The organism is Actinoallomurus sp. CA-142502 (assembly GCF_050936355.1).
Classification (GTDB): domain Bacteria; phylum Actinomycetota; class Actinomycetes; order Streptosporangiales; family Streptosporangiaceae; genus Actinoallomurus; species Actinoallomurus iriomotensis.
Genome location: NZ_JBNJMY010000001.1, coordinates 8,788,091 through 8,804,168, shown reverse-complemented (window position 1 = coordinate 8,804,168; position 16,078 = coordinate 8,788,091). Strand labels below are relative to the sequence as shown.

The 16,078-nt window shown below is 70.9% G+C and carries 14 protein-coding genes; 7 read left to right on the top strand and 7 right to left on the bottom strand.

All coding sequences use genetic code 11. The annotated features are described in order from the left end of the window. Position 1: 1 nt before the first annotated feature. Positions 2–1,663 (bottom strand): glycosyl hydrolase family 79 C-terminal domain-containing protein, encoded by a 1,662-nt coding sequence (locus ACQEV1_RS41065; RefSeq protein ID WP_433401912.1) that lies wholly within the window; start codon positions 1,661–1,663, stop codon positions 2–4. 168 nt (positions 1,664–1,831) lie between these two features. On the opposite strand from ACQEV1_RS41065, the gene ACQEV1_RS41060 reads away from it, so the two are divergent. Continuing rightward, on the top strand, positions 1,832–2,884 hold the full coding sequence (locus tag ACQEV1_RS41060) for a LacI family DNA-binding transcriptional regulator (protein WP_433401910.1): 1,053 nt from the start codon (positions 1,832–1,834) through the stop codon (positions 2,882–2,884). A 103-nt stretch (positions 2,885–2,987) separates the two neighbouring features. Continuing rightward, positions 2,988–4,613 (top strand): hypothetical protein, encoded by a 1,626-nt coding sequence (locus tag ACQEV1_RS41055; RefSeq protein ID WP_433401908.1) that lies wholly within the window; start codon positions 2,988–2,990, stop codon positions 4,611–4,613. Between the two features lie 22 nt (positions 4,614–4,635). Here the strand turns inward: ACQEV1_RS41055 and ACQEV1_RS41050 are convergent, their stop codons facing one another. Further along, positions 4,636–5,223 carry a DUF1349 domain-containing protein gene (locus ACQEV1_RS41050; RefSeq protein WP_285630960.1) on the bottom strand — a complete coding sequence of 196 codons (588 nt, stop codon included), beginning with the start codon at positions 5,221–5,223 and terminating at the stop codon, positions 4,636–4,638. A 156-nt stretch (positions 5,224–5,379) separates the two neighbouring features. On the opposite strand from ACQEV1_RS41050, the gene ACQEV1_RS41045 reads away from it, so the two are divergent. Further along, a complete protein-coding gene (locus ACQEV1_RS41045; protein ID WP_433401906.1) occupies positions 5,380–5,607 on the top strand; it encodes a hypothetical protein in 228 nt (75 codons plus the stop codon). After that, positions 5,573–6,100: an RNA-guided endonuclease TnpB family protein gene (locus ACQEV1_RS41040; protein WP_433401904.1), complete on the top strand. Its 528-nt coding sequence runs from the start codon at positions 5,573–5,575 to the stop codon at positions 6,098–6,100. Before ACQEV1_RS41045 ends, ACQEV1_RS41040 begins: the two co-directional genes overlap by 35 nt. Here ACQEV1_RS41040 and ACQEV1_RS41035 read toward each other — a convergent pair. After that, positions 5,986–7,065, bottom strand: coding sequence for an aldo/keto reductase (locus ACQEV1_RS41035; protein ID WP_433401902.1), 1,080 nt, complete (start codon positions 7,063–7,065; stop codon positions 5,986–5,988). The genes ACQEV1_RS41040 and ACQEV1_RS41035 overlap by 115 nt on opposite strands. A 153-nt stretch (positions 7,066–7,218) precedes the next feature. On the opposite strand from ACQEV1_RS41035, the gene ACQEV1_RS41030 reads away from it, so the two are divergent. Together ACQEV1_RS41030 and ACQEV1_RS41025 are read left to right on the top strand one after the other, a co-directional pair. After that, complete coding sequence (locus ACQEV1_RS41030) at positions 7,219–8,136, top strand: AraC family transcriptional regulator N-terminal domain-containing protein (RefSeq protein ID WP_433401900.1); 918 nt, start codon at positions 7,219–7,221, stop codon at positions 8,134–8,136. A 79-nt stretch (positions 8,137–8,215) separates the two neighbouring features. Continuing rightward, entirely contained in the window at positions 8,216–9,175 is a 960-nt protein-coding gene (locus ACQEV1_RS41025) for an alpha/beta hydrolase (protein ID WP_285574145.1), read from the top strand. Here the strand turns inward: ACQEV1_RS41025 and ACQEV1_RS41020 are convergent. Beyond that, a complete protein-coding gene (locus ACQEV1_RS41020; RefSeq protein WP_285630969.1) occupies positions 9,138–9,944 on the bottom strand; it encodes a GntR family transcriptional regulator in 807 nt (268 codons plus the stop codon). The two genes, ACQEV1_RS41025 and ACQEV1_RS41020, sit on opposite strands and share 38 nt — an antisense overlap. Before the next feature lie 125 nt (positions 9,945–10,069). Here ACQEV1_RS41020 and ACQEV1_RS41015 point away from each other — a divergent pair, with 125 nt between their 5' ends. After that, the gene (locus tag ACQEV1_RS41015) at positions 10,070–10,561 is read left to right on the top strand and encodes an ATP-binding protein (RefSeq protein ID WP_285630973.1); all 492 of its coding nucleotides are present in this window, start codon (positions 10,070–10,072) and stop codon (positions 10,559–10,561) included. A 19-nt stretch (positions 10,562–10,580) separates the two neighbouring features. On the opposite strand, the gene ACQEV1_RS41010 is transcribed toward ACQEV1_RS41015, so the two are convergent. From ACQEV1_RS41010 to ACQEV1_RS41000, 3 genes are all read right to left on the bottom strand, one after another. Then, positions 10,581–12,248: a serine/threonine-protein kinase gene (locus ACQEV1_RS41010; RefSeq protein WP_433401897.1), complete on the bottom strand. Its 1,668-nt coding sequence runs from the start codon at positions 12,246–12,248 to the stop codon at positions 10,581–10,583. Positions 12,249–12,366: 118 nt separating this feature from the next. Beyond that, positions 12,367–14,364 carry a zinc ribbon domain-containing protein gene (locus ACQEV1_RS41005; protein ID WP_433401894.1) on the bottom strand — a complete coding sequence of 666 codons (1,998 nt, stop codon included), beginning with the start codon at positions 14,362–14,364 and terminating at the stop codon, positions 12,367–12,369. A 278-nt stretch (positions 14,365–14,642) separates the two neighbouring features. Next, positions 14,643–15,977: an MFS transporter gene (locus ACQEV1_RS41000; protein WP_285630978.1), complete on the bottom strand. Its 1,335-nt coding sequence runs from the start codon at positions 15,975–15,977 to the stop codon at positions 14,643–14,645. Between the last annotated feature and the right edge of the window lie 101 nt (positions 15,978–16,078).

Here is a 16,078-nt window from a genome sequence, read left to right as displayed (position 1 = left end):
GTCAGCGCGCGGAGAAGGTGATGATCTGAGCGGTGCCCGGAGCCACCGTGATGGTCGACCTGCCGCCGGAGACCCGCACCGGCGTGGTGCCCGGCCGGCCGGACGGGACGCCGCGGTCGGAGAGGGTACGGTCGCCGAGCGAGATGGCGGAGGCGTCCACCGAGGCCAGGCCGTCCGTGGCGGAGGTCCGCAGCGTCACCGCGTCGCCGCTGCGGTAGGCGGACGGAAGGTTCACCGTCACGTCGTCGTCGCCGGTCGAGGCGGCCGGGTCCTGGACGTTGATCAGGACCATCGTCAGCGCCCCGTTCCGCCCTTCGACCGCGTACGCGCGCAGCCGCGACAGGGCGGTGTCCGGCAGGCCGACGTCGAGGAACCTTCCCTCGGGGACCTGGTGGAACGCCCACAGCCCGTAGTACAGCGGCGCGGCCGACAGGCGGTTGGAGTCCAGCGCGTGCTGGTCCGCGGCGCAGAACGCCCCGTAGTACCGGTAGGAGATCGGGTAGTCCTTCGAGTCACGCGCCTTGAAGTCGCCGCAGATCGCCGCGGTGTTGGTGTGGAACTGCACCTGGGAGACACGGCTCTGGGCGGTCTGCAGGAGGTAGTCCAGCGACCACAGGCTGGTCGCGTAGGCATTGCTGACTCCGGGCTGGCCGCTGCAGGACGCGCTGTTGGACTCATTGATCACCGCGGGTATCCCGCTGTTCAGGCGGCCGGTGATGTCCATGATGCCGGTCAGCTTGTTCCGGTCGGTGACGTACGTGTCCGGCGACAGCAACCCCGCGATCGTGGCGTTCGACGAACCGCAGTGGCTCTGCGGGTACAGGTGGTTGGTGAACTCGGCGATCATCTGCCGCGGGTCACTGCCCGTGTCGGCCTGCACGGCGGCGACGAACCCGTCGAGCTGGGTGTTGGTCTTGGCGGTGTTCGCCGACGGTCCGGTGACCTTGATGTTCGCGTGCGGCACCGCCTGCTCGATGGCGGCGTGGTACTGCTTCATCGTCGCGTAGTACTCGGCCGGGGTCAGCGTCGTGACGTTGTCGTACTCGTTGCCGATCTCCACGGCCAGCAGGTCGTCGCCGAGGATCTCGTGCGCCGCCTTCACCTCCGCGACGGCCTGGTCGAGCGTCACCGGCGGGGACGGATCCTTGGTGGGAGACTTGATCTTCGACGGATCGATGATCTTCTTCAGCGGCACGCCGAGGGTGGCCTTCCAGCCACTGTCGCGCAGCAGGGCCTTCAGCCGGATGAGATCGGACCGGTCCACCCGGCCGCCGATCGCCTCCGGGGGCGTGGGGGCGTCGCGGTAGGCGCCGAACGCCGGCCAGACCAGGTCCATCGAGTAGCCGCCCAGCCGCAGCACGCCGTGCCGGCCGAGCGTCTTGAGCCACTGCGACATCCGCGGCTTGGTCAGGAACCCGTGCGCGAGGTCGGCCGACTCGACCGAGAAGCCGAGGTTCTCGCCGGTGATCGCCCCGGTGTCCGGGACGCCTCTCGGGGTCAGGGTGATCGCGGTGGAGTCGGCCGGAGCGGCCGGTGCCGCCACCGCGACCGAGGCGGTCAGCGCGGTCGCCAACCCGACGGCCGACAACGATCTCCGGATGACTCCGCCCGTACCGCGACGACTCACGATCTCTCTCACCATGTGCAGGCTCCCAGTGTCCATGTCGCTGCCGTCGTGAGACGGACTCGTCTGAGGTCAGCCCCGAGAAACCGGTTTCTGAGGGTGCAGTCCAGCACCGTTCGCACCGCGCGTCAATAGATCACCGACCCCCGTTCGGCGGGCCTGACCCGTATCGGCCCTCGTCGCGCCCTCGACGGTTACCGTTGGCGTGTGCCTGCGAAACGCGATCCGTCCGGTGCCGGCGGGCGCCGGGTGACCATCGCCGACGTCGCCCGGAAGGCCGGCGTCTCACGCGCCACCGTGTCACGGGTCCTCAACGGCCAGGACACCGTGGACCCGGTGCTGGCCGGACGTGTCCGCCAGGTCAGCCGCCGCCTCGGCTACCACCCGAGCGCCATCGCGCAGGGCTTGGCGCGCGGGGCGAGCCACACGGTCGGCGTCGTCGTCCCCGACCTGGCCAACCCGTTCTTCCCCGAGGTGGTCAAGGCGCTGACGGTCGCGGCCGGCAAGGACGGCTTCAGCGTCGTGGTCGCCGACTCGGACGAGGACCCCGAGGCCGAACTGCGCCTGATCCAGGACGTCTCCCGCCGGGTGGACGGTCTGGTCCTGTGCTCCCCGCGCGCCGGGATCGCGGACCTGCGCCGCGTCGTCCGCAAGGGGCTGCCGACGGTGTGCACCAATCGGATGGTCGACCCGCCGCTGACCGCCTCGGTCATGATCGACTCAGGCCGGGGAATGCAGGCGGTCATCCGGCACCTGACCGAGCTCGGGCACCGCAGGATCGCCTACCTGGCCGGGCCGTCCTCTTCCTCGTCGAACGCCGACCGGCTGGGCGCGCTGGAGCGGGGCCTGCCCGGCGCGGTCGTGATCCCGACCGGCTCGAAGAGTCAGGAGGGCTACGCCTCGGCCGCCGCGGCGGCCGAGGCCGGCGCCACCGCCGTCATCTGCTTCAACGACCTGGTCGCGTTCGGGGCGCTCGCCCGGCTCCGTGCGCTCGGCGTCGCGGTCCCGGGGGAGATGTCGGTGGTGGGGTTCGACGACATCCCCGCCGCCGACTTCGTCCATCCCGCGCTGACGACCGTCCGCCTGCCAAAGGCCGAGCTGGGCCGGAGGAGCTGGGAGGTCCTGCGCGACCAGCTCGGCGACCACGGGGCCGGCGCGTCGGTCCGCCTGGAGCCGACCCTCGTCGTGCGGGAGTCGACCGGCAAGGCGATCGGTGCCACGGAGGACGCGGTCGCCGTCGGGGAACGCGCGGGCGGCTGAACGCCCGGCCGGATTCACGGCCGGCTATTGACCCCTTCCGTGATCGGTGCTGAACTGCCTCCTCAGAAACCGGTTTCTCGGGGCTGACCTCGGGAGGAGTTCCATGACGGTGAGCCATCGACGCTGCCTTGCCACCCTGATCGCGTTCGGTGCGCTGGTCATCGCGCCCGCCACGAGCGCCGCGGCGGTGTCGTCACCGCCGCGGGCGTCCGTGACCCTCGACCCCGCGCACGAGGACCAGGGCCGCGTCCCGAGCCATTTCGTCGGCTTCAGCGTTGAATGGTCGCTGGTCGAGCGGTACATGGGGCCGGCCGCGCGCAACGCCTTCGCGAACCTGCTGGGCAACCTGGGCACGGGCGTGCTGCGCGTCGGCGGCTCTTCCCAGGACCTCATGCCGTTCGAGCCGGACGCACCCGACAGCGACCAGGTGATCACCCCGGTGGACCTGAACGCCATCCGCTCCACACTCGACGCGGTGAACGGCCGGCGCCGGACCCCGTCGTGGGGCGTCGTCCTCGGCACCGCGATGGCGCCGCCCAGCGCGTCGCGGCCGTTCGCCGGCCCCGACCATGCCCGCGCCTTCGTCCGGCAGGGCGTCGAGCCGGCGTTCGCCGGCGCGGAACGGGACATCGCCGGCATCGAGCTCGGCAACGAGCCGGACCTGTCCTACCACTCCGACCTCGACGCCTACCTGAGCGACCTGAACGCGTACGCCGACCCGGACGTCACGGGTCCCCTCCCCGTGATCGTCCCCAACACCAGCGAGGACATCCTGCCCTGGCAGGACATCGACCAGCGCACCGTGCCCACGCGGTTCTTCTGGGACTGGCAGCGGATCCTCGACACGGCCGCGCCGCTGACGCGGGCACGGGCCGGGGCGTTCGGCGCGTACGCGAGCGACCACTTCTACCCGCTGGCGCGCACCTGCCCGAACAAGCCGTACCGCTGTCCGAGCATCGGCGCCCTGCTCTCCGACGAGCACATGGCGAGCCTGGACTACCAGGTGTACGCCCACGCGGGCGAGGCACGCGATCACGGTCTCGGCTACCGCCTGGAGGAGACGAACACCGCGGCGGGGCGCGGGGCGGACGGCGTGAGCAACGTCGCGGCCGCCGCGGCGTACGGGCTCGACCTGATGTTCCACGCGGCCTGCCCGCAGCCCCCCGCCGACCCCGCCGCGAACGCCACGTGCGGCACCGGCGCCGTCGGGGTCAACTTCCACAACGCCGAGGTACGCGCGTTCTTCGCGCCGGAGGAGGGCAACGGCTACTACAACGCGATCGACTACGACGTCACCCCCGCCATGGGCGCGCCGGCGGCCGCGCCGCTGTACTACGCCGCCCTGGTGTTCGGCCGGTTCGCCCAAGGCGGCACCGGCCTGCGCCCGGTGCCGGTGACGGCGGACGATCCGGGCACGGCGCAGGTCAAGGCATGGCGCGTCGAAGGCGGATCCGGCGAGCGGCGGCTGTTCCTCATCAACAAGGGCGATCACCCGGTGACGCTCACGGTGTCCGCGCCCGGCTCCACCGCGCTGGTCGACCGGATGACCCCCTACGATCCGTCCGGCGCCGGCCGTACGCTCGACGCGCCGCAGGTACGGGTCGACGGCCGCCAGGTCGCCGCCGACGGGAGCTGGCCGGGATTCCGCCCTGCGGCCCAACGGATCCACGGCCACCGGATGACCGTGACCGTCGCGGCCGGCGAGGCCTGCGTGATCACCGGCGGATAGCGCGGTCGCCAGGGCGTGAGCGTCAGTGCAGCGCGGCGTCGGCCGGGCCGAGGACGAAGCCGGTGAACCGTACGGTCAGGCCCTCGCGCTGCGGTGAGCAGCAGAACGGCCCGGCCGCCGCCGTCGCGTCGGGATCGAGCGGCGCGAGCCGGACCATCCGCCACGGCTCGTCCTCGCAGCGCGCCCGTACCGTGACCGCGTCACCGGCCCGGCTCGCCCGTACCGTGACCCGGCGCCCGGACCACTCGGGCACGGGCGCCACCGACCAGTCCGAGACCCCGCGCGTCACGACGGCCCCGAGCTGGGGCAGCCCGTCGCTGACCTCGATCCCGGCCTTGATCCAGGTCTGCGCGTCGACCCGGATCATGAGTCCGGCCTGGTCGTACAGCTCCTCGAACCGCGCGACGAACTCCACCTCGACCGCGGACCCGGAAGGGAAGCCGGTGAGCAGCGCGTGCCCGTCGTCCCGTACGAAGCCGTAGCTCGTCGTACGCCAGAAGTCACTCTCGCGCCGGGTCGTGACCAGCAGCGCGTCCCCGTCCGTCTCGACGCGCAGCGGCGGGTTGAGCCACGCCGCGTCGGACCACCCGACGGTCTCTCGTTCGTCCATGTTCGCCTCCTGAGATCCCGGTCGTGTTCTCGGGGTTCAGCATGATCTATTCGGCGTATGCGGGCGGGGAACTCAGGGTGCAGGCAGCGGGCGGACACACCTCTGAGGGACCCGACCGGCCAGGGCAGGTCCGCGCAGCCGTATGACGACCGGTGCTTGTCGTGGCAGTACGACGCCGGGACCGTGGCGGTGTGGACCGTCGACGGCCGGGTGAAGAACGTTCCCTTCGTCTGTTCTCCGGGTGCGCTCAAGACGCTGCGGGCCTACCGGCAGGGTGAGTCCGATCTGGTCCAGCGTGATGGGGTGTTCTATCTGATCGCCACGTGTGAGGTGCCCGAGGCCGAGCGGCATGAGCCCTCGCGCGTCCGGGATCTCCCTGGATGACCTCAAGGGGATCCGGCAGAGGGTACGGCTCCGCAAGCCCCAACGGGTCACTCTCCATTCCAGGGCCTTCGCCCAGCTCGCAGACTTCATCGTCTACAAAGCCCGGCGGGCCGGTGTGCCCGTGGTCTTCGTCGATCCGGCCTACACCTCACAACAGTGCTGCGAGTGCGGCCACATCGACAGCGACAACCGGGTCAGTCAATCGGTTTTCCTTTGCCGGAACTGCGGGGTCGTTGCCCACGCGGACCGGAACGCCTCCCGCAACATCGCCCGCACGCGTCTCTGTCACCCCATAGAGGTGCCTGAACGGAGGAGCCCACCCAGCGGCCAGCCGGGCGCTACCTCCAAACCCGGTCCATTGGGGCCGGATAAAGTTGACTATCGGACCTCGCTCCGCAGCAACGGTGGATACACGGAGGACGGTTCACCATCGACGGTGGTGCCCGCGAACTGCAGCATCGCCCGCAACGCTCCGTGCATCGGCGCCGGGTAGTCCAGGTCCGGAGCCGACACCTCATCGAGCGTGCGAAGGTGCTCGGGGGTGAGGGCGACCTCCAGGCCGGCGAGGTTGTCCTCCAAGTGGCCCACACGGCGGGCGCCGAGGATGGGCACGACCGTGCCCTCGCGAGCGCGCAGCCAGGCCAGCGACACCGCCGCCGAGGTGGTTCCGAGCTCGTCGGCGACCGCGGCGACGGCGTCGATGACGGTGTACTCGTCCTCACCGGGGCCGCCGACGTAGGCCGTGCGGGCCGAGTCGGTGACCGGCGTGCCACGGCGGTACTTGCCGGACAGGAAGCCGTTCTTCAGCGGGCTCCAGGCGACCAGGGCCATGCCCTGGTCGCGGGCGAGCGGCCCGAGCTCTCCCTCGACGGTACGGGCCAGCAGCGAGTACTCGACCTGCAGCGCGATGAGCGGGGTCCAGCCTCTGAGCAGCGCCGTGGTCTGCGCCTGGGCGGTGACCCAGGCCGGCGTGTTCGAGAAGCCCACATAGCGGATCTTCCCGGCCTGGACGAGGTCGTCGAGGGTGCGGAGGGTCTCCTCGATCGGAGTGTTCCGGTCCCAATTGTGCAACCAGTACAGGTCGAGATGGTCGGTCCGCAGCCGGCGCAGGGTCTGGTCGAGCTGAGCGATGATCGACGAGCGGCCGGCACCGCCGCCGTTGGGGTCGCCGGGGAAGAGGTTGGTGAAGAACTTCGACGCGAGCACCACGTGCTCACGCCGCCCCGGCCGGGCGGCGAAGAAGTCACCGAGGATCTTCTCCGAGTGGCCGTTGGTGTAGAAGTTCGCGGTGTCGATGAAGTTCCCGCCGCGGTCCAGGTAGGTCGCCAGGATCCTCTCGGACTCCTCGACGCCGCACCCGGCGCCACCGGGATCCTCCCCGAAGGTCATCGCGCCGAGGGCGAACGGGCTGACCCGCAGCCCCGACCGGCCGAGGGTGACGTAGTGATCGAGCGGCATGAACGTGCTCCTGTGCCGTGGGGAATGGACCCGCTCATCGAAACGCGCACCGGGTGGTCGGCGGTAGACCGATCCGCGCGAGCTCTTGCCCGATCCTGCCGACCTCGCTCCGATCGGCTTTGCCCCGTGTGCGTGCCTGTGGTTCCGTGAGGTGTGCGCTCCACCTCCGACGTCCTGGACGAGATCCGCCGCCTCATCGCGGTGCACGCCCGGCCGGACCTGCGGGCGCCGATCGACGGGTTGCGGCTGTCGAAGGTGGAGACGGCGCCACCGGACTATTCGCTGACCGAGCCGCTGCTGGTCGTGATGGCGCGGGGCCGCAAGCGTCTCCTGCTCGGTGACCAGGTGTTCGAGTACCGGGCGGGGCAGCTTCTCGTGGTCACCGCCGACCTGCCCGTCACCGGCCACTTCCTCGGTGCCCGCCCGGAGGACCCGGCGCTGGGCCTGGGCCTGGTGTTGCGGCCGGAGGCCATCGCCCCGCTGCTGCTCGACGCACCGCCCGGACGCTGGGCCGAGTCCAGAGCCGGCGCGCCCGCGATCGCGACCGGCGCCGTCGGGCCCGAACTGCTCGACGCCGTGGTGCGGCTGCTGCGGCTGCTCGACCACCCCGCGGACATACCCGTGCTCGCCCCGCTGATCGAGCGGGAGATCCTCTGGCGACTGCTCACCGGGCCGCACGGCGGCATGGTCCGCCAGATCGGACTGGCCGACAGCAACCTGTCCCACATCAGCCGTGCGATCCGGTGGATCCGCGACAACTACGCCGAGCCGATGCGAATCTCCGACCTGGCCCGGCTGGCCGGGATGAGCCCGTCGGCGTTCCACCGGCACTTCCGCGCCGTCACGACCCTGAGCCCCCTGCAGTTCCAGAAACGCATCCGGCTCCAGGAGGCCCGGTCCCTGCTGGTCACCAGCCCCGGTGACGTCGCCGGCGTCGGACATCTCGTCGGCTACGACAGCCCCACGCAGTTCAACCGTGAGTACCGGCGACTGTTCGGCGTTCCGCCGGGCCAGGACGCCACGCGCCTGCGTGCGGACCCCGGCGCGCACGGCACCCGGCACTTGCCCTGACGGCGTCGGACCGCGCTGTCCTGTCTTGTGTGATCCGGGTGGTGTCGTCCGGCAGCGTCTCGCCGTACGCTCATCCGTCATGGAACCGGATGTTCTGGGCGCGGACTACGAGGCGCTGCGGCTGAGTTTCGAGGACGACGGCGAGGGTGAGGTCGTCGCGACGCTGGTACGCCGGCGCGCCCCCGGGCGTAAGGCCGTGCTGTACGTCCACGGCTTCGTCGACTACTTCTTCCAGGCGCACCTCGCGGACTTCTACGTCGAGCGCGGCTACAGCTTCTACGCGCTCGACCTGCGCAAGTACGGCCGGTCGCTGTTGCCGCACCAGACCCCGTACTTCGCCCACAGCATGGCCGACTACTTCCCCGAGCTCGACGAGGCGGTACGGCTGATCCGGGAGGAGAACGACGTACTGCTCGTCAACGGGCATTCGACGGGCGGGCTCATCACGGCGCTGTGGGCCGACCGGGTGCGCGGTCAGGGGCTGGTCGACGGGCTGTTCCTCAACAGCCCTTTCCTGGAGCTGAACGTCCCGGCGGCCGTGCGGGTGCTCGCCGGGCCGCTCGTGCGCGCGGCCGCCCGGGTGCGGCCCAAAGGGGTGTTCCCGGCCCCGTCGGCGGAGTCGTACGTGCGGACCATCCACCGCGACCACGACGGTGAGTGGGACTTCGACCTGGCCTGGAAGCCCGAGAAGGGCACCGTGCGCCTGGGCTGGCTGGCCGCGATCATCCAGGCGCACCGGCAGGTGCACGCCGGGCTCGCCATCGACGTGCCGGTGCTCGTGATGGCCTCCACGCGCAGCGCACGGCGCAAGAACGACGACCGGACCAGCGCGGACGCCGTGCTGAACGCCGACGACATCGCCCGCTGGTCGACGCGGCTCGGACCGCACGTGACCTGCGTGCGCGTCGACGGCGGCCTGCACGACCTGTCCCTGTCCGCCGCGCCGGTACGGGAACGGTTCTTCGCGGAACTGGACCGCTGGCTGGCGGCCTACATGGACGTCAGAACTCCTGCTGCCCACCCTCCTGGCTCACCGTGAAGATGTGCCGGCTCGCGGCGCAGACCGACTCGAGGATGTGCACCGGCGTGTCGTCGGTGGAGTAGGACGCCCGCAGCACCTGGACGGCCCACTCGCCCAGGTCGAGCTCCAGGGCGTCGGCCTCCGGGCGCGTCGCGGGCCGGGCCATCAGGGTCTCCTCCGCGTGGCCGAAGGCGTGCCCCAGCTCCTCCAGGCACTCGCGCAGCGAGGGCCGGACGGGGCCCGGTTCGGCCACGGGCGTGCCCGCGAACAGGTCGGCGCGGAAGTAGGAGGTGACCAGGCGCACCGGCACGTCGTCGGCGAGGATCAGCCGCCGGCGCGCGATGACCTCGTCGCCCGTCTGCACGCGCAGGCAGGTCGCGACGTGCTCGCTCGACGGCTCGGTGCCGACGAACAGCACGCGGTGACCGGGGCGTACGCCCTGGCGCTCCGCCGCGGTGACGAACGCGGCCCCGTTGCCGAGGGCGCCCGGCGCGCTGGGCAGCGCGCGGTGCACGATGACCTGCGGTCTGGTCTCCGGCGGCGGCTGCGGGGCGCGCGACGCCGGGCCCTTGCGCATCTGGGAGATGCGGCCGGGCGAGACGCCGAGGACGCTCGCGATCTCTTCGAGCCGATGGCCGCTCTCGCGGGCTTCGGCGATCGCCTGGCGGCGCATGCGCGCCGCCTCCTCGACGAGGTTCTGCTGTTCGGTCATGGCCCGGCCCAGCGCGCTGGCGCGCTCGATCGGGTCGGAGATCGTGGCGATCTCATGGAGGGTGTTGAGGTTCACTGCGTCGGCACTCCGGTGTTCGAGACGAACTCGGCCCCCTGTTGCATGGTCACACATTGTGGTCGTATGCTCACAGCATAGTTCCTTTACCCTCCCTAAAACTCGGCGTGAAGGGTGATGTCGCCATGCGCGAAACACCGTTCGGTCATCCCCGCGAGCGTGATATAGGCGAAACGGACCCCGGTGGCGGGATCGATGCGGGCACCGGGCGGTCCGGCATCCCGGCCGGCGCCGGCGGGCCGGTGCTCGGCGCGATCACGCTCGCCCGCCGGCCCGAGGAGGTGGCGACCGCCCGCCGGTTCGTCGCCAAGATCCTCGGCGACCGGCCGGAGACCGCCACCGCACTGCTGCTGACCAGCGAGGCGGTCACCAACGCGGTGATCCACACCACCGGTCCGGCCGTGACCGTCGCGGTCGCCGAGACCGCCGCGGGCCTGCGCGTGGAGGTCGGCGACGGCGGGGCCGGCACCGTCCCCACGCTCCATGAGCGCGGCGACCTCCCGGCGGACGGCGAGCTCCGCGAGGGCGGCCGGGGCGTGCTGCTGATCCGGCGGCTCGCGGCCCGCTCCGGCTTCCGCGCCGACGAGAGCGGCCTCACCTACTGGTTCGAGTTATGAGACCGGGGAGGCGGTGAGGTCAGTCGATCTGGGCCAGATCGAAGTTGTCGAACAGCACCTGGGTGCCGTCGCTCGCGCCGTTGTCGAGCCGGGCCATCAGGCCGGCGCCGCCGTTCGCCAGGGGAGCGTCGTCGTCGGTGGTCTCGGCGGCGAGCTTCCCGTTGACCCACAGGCGCAGGCGGACCTCCTTGTCGTCCTGCTCACACGCCGCTTGCAGGCGGTTCTTCGCACCCTTCTTGAACCCCGGCGCGGAGTTCTTCCGCACCAGTTCCTTCGACCCCGCCTTGCCGGCCTCCTTGCGGATCAGCGCGCCCCGTCCGTCGGCCCGGACGAAGAAGTCGTAGGAGGACGAGTCGCTGCCGTCGCCGGCGCCGCGGCAGTAGACGCCCATCAGACCGTACGGCGGGCTCTGCTTGACCGTCGCGTCCGCGCTGACCAGGAGCCTGGTCGGCAGAGCGTTGTCGACCGGAGCCTTCGACCACTGCTCCGCCGAGACGCCGCCCGCGTCGATGCGATAGCCGGTTCCGTAGTAACCGCTGTCGGCGATCCATGTCGAGCCGGACCAGCCGGAGTTCGTGTTGGAGAAGTCGTCGGAGAAGACCGTGGTGGGATTGGACGGCGGCCCGCCGTCCCGCGTGTCCAGGTACACCGCGCCGCCCACCAGGGCCACCAGGACGACCACGGCCGCGGCCAGCACGGGCGGCCGCCGCCACAACGGCTTACCGGACGGCGCCGGCGCCTGCCCCGGCCACGCCTGCGTCCGCGATCCGGGCGGAGACCATCCCTGCGTCGGGCCCGTTCCGGGTGGCGGCGGGCCGTCCGGCACCGTGTGCGCCCACGTGCGGCCGATGGTCTCGGCGGCGGCGGACGCCTCGGCGTGCGGCCGGCCGGTGAGCACGTCGAGCAGCTCCTGCGCGGAGGGACGCCCCGCCGGGTCCTTGGACAGGGCGCGGGCCACCAGGTGCCGCAGGCCCTCGTCCAGACCGTCCAGAGACGGCTCGCCGTGCGTGATCTGGTAGAGCACGGACGGCACGGTCGGGCCGTCGAAGGGCGCCCGCCCCGTGCCCGCGAAGGCCACCACGCACCCCCACGCGAACACATCGGACGCCGGTGAGGCCTTGCCGCCGGAGATCAGCTCCGGCGCCATGTACGCCGGGGTGCCGATGAACTGGCCCGTGCGCGTCGCGCCGGACACGGTGTCCAGGGCGCGCGCGATGCCGAAGTCGATGACGCGGGGGCCGACGGAGGACAGCAGGACGTTCGCCGGCTTGAGGTCGCGGTGCACCACCCCGGCGCCGTGGATCGCCGTGAGGGCGGTGGCGACGCCGACCGCCAGGTGCTCCAGGCTGGAGCCGCGCATCGGACCGCTGCCGGTGACGAAGTCATGGAGGTTCGCGCCGTCGACGAACTCGGTGACGACGAACAGGGTCTCGCCCTCGAGCTCCGCGTCGAGCACCGGGGCGGTGCAGAACCGCCGGACCTTGCGGGCCGACTCGACCTCCCGGCGGAACCGGTCGCGGAACGTCTCGTCGTCGGCGAGCTCGGGACTGATCACCTTGACGGCGGCGCGCTCACCCGTCGCGGACTCGGCGAGGTAGACGATGCCCATCCCACCGCGTCCGAGCCGCCCGACGATCCGATAGTCCCCCAGCTGTTGCGGATCGCTGGGCCGCAGAGGGCTTGTCACGTGGTTTTGGGTCACAGCGGTCCAGATCCTCCCGTGTCAACAGTCGATAAGACTAGTGGGCGGATCGCGCTGGTTCCCGGTGATTGATGCCGAGTGCGATTGAGCGTCTCTGATCAGTTTAGGGATCCGTAGTCACATTGAGTGTTGTGGTTGGGGGATCTGTCCACCGGGGTGGGGTGGCGTGGGCGTGTAGGTGGAAGCCTGCGCCCAGTGCCGCTCCTTTGGGCCGGTGCCGTGGGTGGTGCCGGCGGGTGGTGGGTGTGCTGATCGTGTGCACGCCCTGGTGCCGGCAGGCCGCCCGGGGCGGTCTGGGGTCCGTGTGAGCGTGTCCCTCCGGACGCTGACCCGCCGGCCCGCGGGGGCCGGGGGTGGAGGGTGCCCCGCGTCGCCTGGGCACGGGGCGTGGAGTTCGGCGAGGGGTGGGTCCGGTCTTGGACCGATCACCCCCGCTGGCCTGGTGTTGCCGGGTCGTGGTCGGGGTGATGACCGCGCCCGCTTCGAGCGTGTCGATGACGCGGGGGATGGTCATGTGGCCGGTGGCGCGGTCGATGGTGGTGGTGGGCTGGTGGGTGAGGCCGCGGGCGGCGATGCGCCGCCAGGCGCCGTGGTCGCGGTCGCCTTGCCAGCCGCATTGCGGGTCGGGGCAGATCGCCCATTTCCATCCGGGTGTGGCAGGCCGGTCGGGTGCCTTGCAGTGCCGCAAAGGGACCAGGCACTGCGGGCAGTGCTTGGAAGTGTGGCGGGCCGGGACGGTGACCACGGCGATGCCGGCCTCGGCGGCCAGATGCCGCATGTTCTCGGTGATCTGCCCGCGCACCGTTTGGGAGAGGCGGGTGTTGAGGGTGCGGCCCATGCCTTTGGCCTCCATCGACCGCAGGTCTTCCAGGTAGATCACGCTCGCGCCGACGGCGATCGCCTGATCCACTGCCCAGCGTGCGGCCGACCAGGAAAGCGCGTCGTTCAGCCCCGACCGCCGGTCGGCCACGTGTCGGCGTTCGGCCGTCAGGACGGCGTGTTTGGCGGACAGGTAGTGAGCCCCCTGGCCGCCGGTGAGGCGGGCGTAGGTGCCGGTTTTGGCGTGCAGGTGTTCGCTGTGGCGGCGGAGCCGGTGCTGCCGGGCCATCACCCCGGCGGCCCGGAACATCGCCCCGGCCCCGAGTGCGGTGATGGCGCCGTCATTGTGGCGGCGCACCGCGCCTGCCGACAACAAGGTGTTCAGGCCCCAGTCCACCCCCAAAGCCGTCGTGTGACCCATCGGCTCGCTCTTGGGGACGGGATGGGAGAACGCCAGATCCGCGCGTACTTTGTGGTCTTGGGGGCGGAGTGTGGGCAGGTGCAGCACCGCATCGGGCGGGACGGTGGGCGGCAACGTGAGCGGGCAGGCCACCCAGGTCCAGTCTGCGTAGGAACGCGGATCCGGGCGCACAGGCAGTTGTAGCCGCAGCAGCACCCTGGCCGGGTCGTCTTCGGCGCGTTCCAAGGTGGCCTGCTGGCGGTCGACCGCCGCCAGCACCAGCATCCGCGCCGCCCGCGGCGCCTCTTCCAGTTCGAACACATCGACCGGAAACCGCCCATGCTTCTGGGTGAAGGCAGTGATCTGCCTCGTCCGCGCCTTGATCACGCTACCGGGCAGGGACCGGCCGCCGGGGACCGCTTCACGGACGGCATCCCACTCAGCCGGCGTGCGTTTGCCCGCGTCGGCGGGCCAGGTCCTCAAGATTCCGGTGGTCAGTTGGGCGCGGTGCTGCGCACCACGCAGAATCCGCCCAGCCTGTTCCTGGGCCATCCGCACGATCCGGTCATTGACCCTGAGTCCCGCAGGGACCCTCGCACCCCAGCCCAAACGCCGCAACGCCATCCACGCATTCGACGGCAACACCCGACCCGCTCCATCCACCCCACCGGCCAGCCTGGCCACATCACCGGCATTCCAGCGCTCGGCAAGCAGACCGGCGGTCATCCCCGCGACCAGATCCGCGGCCCACCCCACCCGCTCAGCCACCATCCGCGCCGTCAGGGCCTCCCCGGTCTTCTCATCAACCCCGCCACGCAGCAACATCCGGGCGGTCGCCGTCCGGGCCACCTGACCCTCAGCCAGCGGAAGTTTCCGGCTCATGCGACACGACCGGATGACACGCAACCAAGCATGCACGCACAGTAACAATCCGTGTCGATGCCCCGCGTGACGATTCGAAAATTCAAGCGAAGCCAGCTCGTCAGGACGTCGACCATCTACCCGGGAAACCCCACCGAGCGCACCCCGCCGTCGCCATCTTGAGCAACCACCGCAACTCGACACCCTCTTGTGACCGCTATGTACGAATCCCTAAGCAAACCCGTTAGCCTTTGTCAAGGGAAAACGGCGGCGGCCCCTCGCGGGGCCGCCGCCGAGAATCACGCGTAGACGGCGTCGTCGGTGATGTCCACGCGGGAACGGTCGGGCAGCAGGGCGGTCGCGATCAGCGTCAGCACGGACGCCAGCACCATCATCGCCGAGATCGCCCACCAGCCGTAGTCGTGCAGCAGCCAGGTCGCCAGCAGCGGCGCCGGCCCACCGGCGATCACCGAGGCGAGCTGGTAGCCGATGCCCGCGCCGCCGTACCGGAGTTTGGTCGGGAAGACCTCGGCGATGAGCGAGGCCTGCGGCCCGTACTGCAACGCGTGCGGCACTTCGGACAGCATGACGGTGAGGAAGATGACCACGCCGATGCCGGTATTGATCAGTGCGAAATATGGAAAGGCGATGATCGCGGTCAGGAGTGCCCCGGCGGCGTAGACCCGTTTGCGGCCGAGCGAGTCGCTGAGGTGCCCGGCCACCGGAATGATGACCAGCGCCACGATGGCGGCGGCCGCCACCGCGTTCAGCGCGAACGTGTTGGACCGGCCCGCGTCCTTCTCCATGTACGTCAGGGCGAAGGAGGTGAAGATGTAGAAGGGCGCCTGCTCCGAGCAGCGCAGCAGCGCGCTCAGCACGATCTCCTTGGGGTGGCGCCGGACGACCTCGGCCACCGGCACCTTGGCGACCTGGCGCTTCTCCACGACCTCGGCGAACAGCGGCGTCTCCATGACGCGGAGCCGCACCCACAGGCCGATCGCGACGAGCACGAGGCTGAACAGGAACGGCAGCCGCCAGCCCCAGTTCTTGAACGCGTCGCCGCTCGCGCTCGCCACCGAGGACATCGCGACCGTGCCGAGGATCAGCCCGATCGGCACGCCCATCTGCGGCCAGCTCGCCATGAGGCCGCGTTTCTTACGATCGCCCCACTCCATCGAGAGCAGGACCGAGCCGCTCCACTCGCCGCCGACCGCGACGCCCTGCAGGACGCGCAGCACGACCAGCAGGATCGGCGCGGCCACGCCGATGGAGTGCGTGCCGGGCAGCACGCCGATGAGCGCGCTGGACAGGCCCATGACGACCAGCGTGACGATCAGCGTCGCCTTGCGGCCGAGGCGGTCGCCCCAGTGCCCGAAGATCGCCGCGCCGACGGGGCGCGCGGCGAATCCCACGGCGTACGTCGCGAACGACGACAGCGTCCCGGCGTAGTCGCTCGACGACGGGAAGAAGACGTCCTTGAAGACGACCGCCGCCGCGGTGTTGTAGAGGAAGAAGTCGTACCACTCGATCGATGTGCCGACCACGCTCGCGATCGCGGCCATCCGGACCTGCGCTCCGCGTTCGTCGTCGCCGAGGGAGCGTGCTCGCCGTGCCTCGCCCGGCTCCAGGACCATGGATCCTCCTGTCGCCCCCGATGATCGATGAGAAATCGCCAGGACGTTTACCCGGGTTTCGGGCGACAGAACGCACCTAAAGTGACGAAAAGCACGCCGGA

Bases quoted from the DNA above. Each gene is read 5' to 3' on its own strand.
- ACQEV1_RS41005 (WP_433401894.1), bottom strand. From the start codon at position 14,364: ATGAGCCGGAAACTTCCGCTGGCTGAGGGTCAGGTGGCCCGGACGGCG.
- ACQEV1_RS41050 (WP_285630960.1), bottom strand. From the start codon at position 5,223: ATGGACGAACGAGAGACCGTCGGGTGGTCCGACGCGGCGTGGCTCAAC.
- ACQEV1_RS41055 (WP_433401908.1), top strand. From the start codon at position 2,988: ATGACGGTGAGCCATCGACGCTGCCTTGCCACCCTGATCGCGTTCGGT.
- ACQEV1_RS41040 (WP_433401904.1), top strand. From the start codon at position 5,573: ATGAGCCCTCGCGCGTCCGGGATCTCCCTGGATGACCTCAAGGGGATC.
- ACQEV1_RS41025 (WP_285574145.1), top strand. From the start codon at position 8,216: ATGGAACCGGATGTTCTGGGCGCGGACTACGAGGCGCTGCGGCTGAGT.
- ACQEV1_RS41015 (WP_285630973.1), top strand. From the start codon at position 10,070: ATGCGCGAAACACCGTTCGGTCATCCCCGCGAGCGTGATATAGGCGAA.
- ACQEV1_RS41035 (WP_433401902.1), bottom strand. From the start codon at position 7,065: ATGCCGCTCGATCACTACGTCACCCTCGGCCGGTCGGGGCTGCGGGTC.
- ACQEV1_RS41065 (WP_433401912.1), bottom strand. From the start codon at position 1,663: ATGGACACTGGGAGCCTGCACATGGTGAGAGAGATCGTGAGTCGTCGC.
- ACQEV1_RS41000 (WP_285630978.1), bottom strand. From the start codon at position 15,977: ATGGTCCTGGAGCCGGGCGAGGCACGGCGAGCACGCTCCCTCGGCGAC.